The sequence below is a fragment of the Flavobacterium frigoris PS1 genome (assembly GCF_000252125.1).
Lineage (GTDB): Bacteria > Bacteroidota > Bacteroidia > Flavobacteriales > Flavobacteriaceae > Flavobacterium > Flavobacterium frigoris_A.
Window position 1 is genome coordinate 159,390 of sequence record NZ_AHKF01000008.1, and the last position, 6,196, is coordinate 165,585.

Sequence of the window (6,196 nt, forward strand, 5' to 3'; positions counted from 1 at the left end):
CTATCTGATTTTATTCTTTTCTTCAATCCATCGTGACATATATCTTGTACTTGTCAATGTATGATGTTGTAACATTGCGCCCATAAAATTTCCCAACCGATGTTCTTCTAAATTAATTATTAAACTTTGTATAGTTTTCTTAAAATCATCTGCAAATAACTCTTTTGAAAATCGTCGACTAACAATTCTAACACCGTTTAACTGTGACTTCAACCACCTCTCTTTATTTTGATATAATACAACCGCCGATTTAGCAAACATTTGAGGATCGTCATCAATAACACCATTCCACGAAAAGCTACCCAACATCCCTTCCGCCCCGATATTTGTCGTCACACTTGGCGTACCACACAACATTGCTTCTACCAACTTCCCCTTTAATCCTGCACCGAAACGTAGCGGAGCCAACACAACCCGAGCCTTCTTGACAACTTCATGTGCATCTGCCGCTCGACCCATAATATAAAAACCCTCTTTTGTATTATGCAATTGCATTACTTTTTGAGATGGATAAGCACCATAAACATGCAATTTCCCTTCTGGAAATCCCTTTTTAATTAACGGCCAAACTGTTTCTTTTAAATACTGTACTGCATTCCAATTGGGTTCGTGAAGAAAATTGCCAATAAATACAAAATCTTTTCTTTCCTCAAAGCTTGGTAAATCATTTAGCTGTAAATCATCAATGGGTTCTAATAAAAAAGGCAAATAATACAATAGGTATTTGTCTATTTTGAATACAGATTTTAACAAATCCATTTCGAATTCAGAAATCATCAAAGAAAGATCACAACGTAAAATACTTGCAATTTCTCTTTTAGCGACATCTTCTTTTAATAAATCAGTTAATTCAAATTTACGCATTTCCTTAAAAGCTCTTTGACGTGCTAATCTTAAACTGTGTAAATCCTCTGTATCTAAAATCCGTAAGGCATTAGGACAACTTTCGGCAACGCGCCAGCCAAACTGTTCTTCGATCATAAAACGATCAAACAGAACAATTGATGGATTTAGTTCCTTTATAAAAACATCAAAACTGGAACTATTTAATAAAACCGACTCTTTTCTCACATTCAAAGCGGAAAGATCTACCATGTAAACACTATCCATCGCCGGACTAGCAAAAGTAATATCATAGCCCTCCTCTTTAAACAGGGAGATCAACTGCATCATTCTACCACCGGCAGCCGATGATTTGGGCTCAGGCCATACAAAACCTATTATCAAAAGTATTTTCACCTGATTCATAACTTATAATTTGAGTTGCAAAATAATGCTATTTACCGCGCATTACCATCATTTCAATGATAAATCAGAAAGAAAACACTAATTTTGCAATAATAAAACACACTAACATGTTAGGATTAAAATTAGCCACTGACCCACGATGGGTAAATATAGTTGAATCAAACATTGAAGAAATTTTGACGGACCATGCCTGGTGTGAGCAAAAGGCAGCTTCAAATGCGATAAGCCTAGTAACATATAATTCTGAATTAGAAGACTTAGTCACAGAACTATTAGTTATTGCAAAGGAGGAGCTCGATCACCTGCAAATGGTTCATGACTTAATAAAAAGTAAAGGTTTAACTTTAGGGCGAGAGCGTAAAGACCATTACGTAAACGAACTTTTTAAGTTTATGAAGAAAGATGGAAGCCGGAAAGATGCGCTATGTGATCGTTTGCTATTTTCGGCTATGATTGAAGCTAGAAGCTGTGAAAGATTTAAGGTCTTATCAGAAAACATAAAAGATCCAGAACTAGCTAAATTTTACCGTGATTTGATGATTAGCGAAGCTGGACACTACACTACTTTCTTAGGTTTTGCGAAAAAATATGCTGATAATATAGATGTCGATAAACGCTGGAAGCAATGGATTGAATTTGAAACTTCAATCATCACAAATTACGGAAAGAACGAAACCGTTCATGGTTAATAGGAATTAGAAAAATAACCTTATTTCAATTCTTAAAATACTTGAATAAAAAAAAGAGCACTTAATGTGCTCTTTTTTTTTCATATAAAACTACTGTTGTCTAATTATAAACTCAGAACGCCTGTTTAAAGCATGTTGCTCTTCAGAACAGTCCTGATGACAATCAACTATTGGCTCTGTTTCTCCAAAGCCTTTTGCTGAAATTTTATCACTACTTATTCCCTTTGAAATAATATATTGAACAGTCGCTTTAGCACGTCGCTCTGATAATTTTAAATTATAATTATCATTACCTCTTGAGTCAGTGTGTGACCTAACAAAAATAACTAGTTTGCTATTTTGCGACATTATATACACCAACTTATCAAGTTCAACTGCACCTGATGTAGTAATATCGCTTTTATCAAATTCGAAATAAATAGGATTAAAAATAAATTCTGTATCAGTAACAACAACATCGATAGGATCAAGTTTAGCCTCGACCCTAAATTCATCACCATTACTAACAGTTATCGGAAATGATTTCGAAACAAATCCATCTTTGCTAATCTCTACTAAATAAGATTTATCATTTTTTGCACTGTAAACAGTAGATCCAATCTCATTTGTTAATTGTTTATCCAATATCGTCTTATCCATATCTGAAATAACTATTCTTGCATTCCTTAAGAGGTCTCCATTTACAGAATTAGTAACAACAGTACTTATTTTTCCATTACTAATCACCGGAGCAGAAGAGTATATCTGGTCTTTACCATCACGATTACTAGAAATATACCCTAACTTATTCTTTTTATCAAAAGTAAAAGCAAAATCATCTTTTTCAGAGTTAATAGGCTTTCCTAAATTACTTGCAGATTGATTTTTAATTAAATCAATTGAAAAAATATCATAGCCACCTAAACCAGTTAATCCTTTTGATGAAAAATACAAAATCCCTTCTTCTGAAACAAATGGAAAGCTTTCATCTTGACTAGTATTTACTTTGCTACCCAAATTTTCAGGAGTTCCAAAACTTCCGTCAGTATGAACGGCGACTTTCCAAATATCTAAACCACCTATCGTCCCAACCATATTAGAAGAGAAATAAAGTACGTTCCCGTCATTAGATAAAGATGGATTACTAACCGAATAGTTTTTACTATTAAAAGGTAGCGGAGTAATATTTACCCATTTCCCATTTTCTTTAGTCGCCTTATATAAATTTACTTGACCATCCTTTATGTTTTTCTGCCTATTTTTCTTAAATATTTTTTCATTAAAACTTTCACTAGAAAAATAAACTGTTTTCCCATCTTGACTCATAGTCAAAGGACCTTCGTGGTAAATAGAATTTAAATCAGAAACTGGAGTAGGTTCAGAATAAGTTGCTTCCTTTTCAGTATAATCAGATTGATAAAGGTCTAGGAAAGGCTCATTATTTAAACCGTATATCTTCCTAATTTCATTCCTTGAGCTAGCAAAATACAATACGTTATTGTACTGAATCGCTCCAAAATCAGATTTAGTAGAATTTATATTTAGCTTCTTTATGTCAAACAATTTTTCTATACCGGAAATCTTAGATAAATAATCCGGATTATTTACGAATTCTTGTGCTCTTGGGTCGTTTGGCTGCATTGAAACAAATACTTTCATTTGTGTATCTGAATCAGCATACTTACCATTTGATTTCAAAAGTTGCGCATATCTATAATGAGTATCTGCATCCTGTTCTACTTGCATTGCCTTCTCATACCATTTTTCAGATTGAGAAGTGTCATTCATGTAGTAATAACTTTTCCCCAGTTGCTTAAAAACATAAGAATCAGAATTTCCGCTTTTGACTAATACTTCATAAGCGCTGGCCGCTTTAACAAATTCATATCTGTCAAATAATTTATCAGCAGACTTAGTTTGTCTACTTTGTGCCAAGATAGCCATGCTACTCAGCACAAAAAACAAAATTGTTGTATATTTTTTCATCAATTACAAATTTATATTAGAAAAATCTAGGTGAACGAGAAACCTTTTTTGCTGTAAACAAATCGTACAGAATAATAAACTCATGAGATGAAGGTGCTGTCACCTTCAAGTCAGAAACAATATGATCATAAGCATACCCTATTCGTAACTCTGGTGTAATAGCAAAATTAACCATGGCACCGAAACTGTCTTCCAACCGATAGCTAGCTCCAACTTCGATTTTCTCCATATATAAAAAGTTTGCAGAGACATCTAAAGAGGGCGATACATTAAATGCTGATTTTAACATGAAAGAAGGCTTAAATTTCAAATCATAATTAACATCAAAAACATATCCCGCAGTTAAGAAATAATGTGATACATCAGAACCATATTCTCGCCCATTATAATCCAAATGCGCAGATTTCATTAAGTTAGGGATTGAAAAGGCGACATAATACCTATCAGTATAATAAAAAGCTCCAGCACCTAAATTTAATGAAGCATCGTTGATATCCTCTCCGAAGATTCCTTCAGTAGGATCTGGCAAGGAAGATTGTATATCCCTAAGTCCTACCTTATGAAATGAAACACCTGCTTTAACACCCAGTGCAAGTCTATGCTCATCATTTAATTTTAACGTATAAGAGAAATCACCATATACGTTTTGTTCTGTAACTGGACCTATTTTGTCAGATATGAAAGATAATCCTAAACCAACATTATTACCGGTTGGAGCATGTCCAGAAAAAGTAAACGAAGTAGGTGCATCCTCAATATTTACCCACTGCTTTCTATATAAAGCACCAAAAGAAATACTTTCTTTTGAACCAGCATATGCCGGATTAATAACATTCATATTATACATATATTGAGTATAATGCGGATTTTGCTGCGCTATTACATCTACGTAAGTAATAAGAACTAAAAGAGTCGCCAAAAATATTTTGTTCATATCAATTTGTTTTCATTTTGTTGATATTAAATACCAACATGAGTTTATTAAATAACTATTTTTCTCTGATTAGATAAATCCAACCTGTTTTGGAGTTCCCGTTATTAAATTCCATAACATAATAATAAGTTGCACTTGGAAGATCGTTCCCATTATCAGATTGGCCCTTCCATTGATCCGTATAATTAATTTGGCTATAAACCTTAATACCGTATCTATCAAAAATCGTAAGTTTTTTGACGTCCATTAATCTCAAATCAAAATACTCATTTGAGCCGTTTCCGTCTGGAGAAATTCCTTTTTGAATATTACAAAATACCGATTCTATAAATATATTTTCTGTTGTTTCACAACCTGTAGCAGTTGAAGTAATTGTCAAGGAATAATTTAAAGGAAAAGCAACTTCAGAAATACTAGATGATACAATATCTGATACATTTAAAGTGTTAGTATTTGTCCCCACAGGATTCCCTAAATTATCTTTCCATTGGTAATCAACATTATTCAGATCATACGAACTTGCCAGTGGTGAAGCCGTAATTATATATTCCTTGCTAATACAATCACCCACACTCTCAAATTGAATTTGGGCAGGAACAGGTTTTACAGTGATTTTTGCACCTACAGTTATACAGGCGATACTACTTGTGAATCGCACACTCATAGTGTAATCCCCAGGACTTAAATTACTAAATTCAGGATTGTCTTGATAACCAGCACCTAAACTATACTGAACGTTATTTTGAGCAGTAATTCTAATCGTTCCAGTTTGTACAGCGCATGTAGGATTTACTAATAAAGCCACTGTAGGCACTATCGGTAAAGCAGGAAGTGGATCAATTTTAGTACTTGATACACTTTGAGTCACACAGCTGTTATCGTCCACATTTCTAACATATAAAACATAGTTATTTGGAGCCAAACCTGAAAATGAATTCGAACTTTGAAACGTCGTTCCATTCAAACTATACTCTACTCCCGATTGAGATACTATGTTAATACTTCCAGATGGCGTCGCACAAGAAGGTTGAATCACACTTGCTATTGTTGGAACGAGAGGTGGGACAGGAACTGCATTAATTTTCGTCGCAGATGCTGAGATTGCCATACAGCTTGGGTCAACTATATTTCTAACATATAACGTATAATTATTTGGGACCAAAGTTGAAAACGTATTCGAAGTTTGGTACAATGTCCCATTCAAGCTATACTCTACCCCTACTTGCGTTGCTATTACTATTGTTCCCGATGGCACGGCGCATGTAGGTTGTGCTACGCTTGATGCAGTTGGAACAAGTACAACTGGCAAGACGTTGATAGTCGTAGGTAATGCTGATAAAGTCACACAGGTCGCATCTAC

Annotated in this window: 5 protein-coding genes; 1 reads left to right on the forward strand and 4 read right to left on the reverse strand. The window is 34.1% G+C overall.

What is annotated here, in order from left to right:
- Complete coding sequence (locus HJ01_RS02190) at positions 1-1,248, reverse strand: glycosyltransferase (RefSeq protein ID WP_007136635.1); 1,248 nt, start codon at positions 1,246-1,248, stop codon at positions 1-3.
- A 107-nt stretch (positions 1,249-1,355) separates the two neighbouring features.
- Here HJ01_RS02190 and HJ01_RS02195 point away from each other — a divergent pair, with 107 nt between their 5' ends.
- On the forward strand, positions 1,356-1,937 hold the full coding sequence (locus tag HJ01_RS02195) for a tRNA-(ms[2]io[6]A)-hydroxylase (protein ID WP_007136636.1): 582 nt from the start codon (positions 1,356-1,358) through the stop codon (positions 1,935-1,937).
- Positions 1,938-2,027: 90 nt separating this feature from the next.
- Here the strand turns inward: HJ01_RS02195 and HJ01_RS02200 are convergent, their stop codons facing one another.
- From HJ01_RS02200 to HJ01_RS02210, 3 genes are all read right to left on the reverse strand, one after another.
- Positions 2,028-3,902, reverse strand: coding sequence for an OmpA family protein (locus HJ01_RS02200; protein WP_007136637.1), 1,875 nt, complete (start codon positions 3,900-3,902; stop codon positions 2,028-2,030).
- A 16-nt stretch (positions 3,903-3,918) separates the two neighbouring features.
- Entirely contained in the window at positions 3,919-4,836 is a 918-nt protein-coding gene (locus HJ01_RS02205; RefSeq protein ID WP_007136638.1) for a type IX secretion system membrane protein PorP/SprF, read from the reverse strand.
- Positions 4,837-4,891: 55 nt separating this feature from the next.
- Positions 4,892-6,196 (reverse strand): gliding motility-associated C-terminal domain-containing protein (locus HJ01_RS02210; protein ID WP_138984265.1); only part of this gene is annotated, 1,305 nt, incomplete at its 5' end.

Excerpts from the sequence above, each read along its gene's own strand:
- HJ01_RS02200 (WP_007136637.1), bottom strand. The coding sequence starts at position 3,902 with ATGAAAAAATATACAACAATTTTGTTTTTTGTGCTGAGTAGCATGGCT.
- HJ01_RS02190 (WP_007136635.1), bottom strand. The coding sequence starts at position 1,248 with ATGAATCAGGTGAAAATACTTTTGATAATAGGTTTTGTATGGCCTGAG.
- HJ01_RS02205 (WP_007136638.1), bottom strand. The coding sequence starts at position 4,836 with ATGAACAAAATATTTTTGGCGACTCTTTTAGTTCTTATTACTTACGTA.
- HJ01_RS02195 (WP_007136636.1), top strand. The coding sequence starts at position 1,356 with ATGTTAGGATTAAAATTAGCCACTGACCCACGATGGGTAAATATAGTT.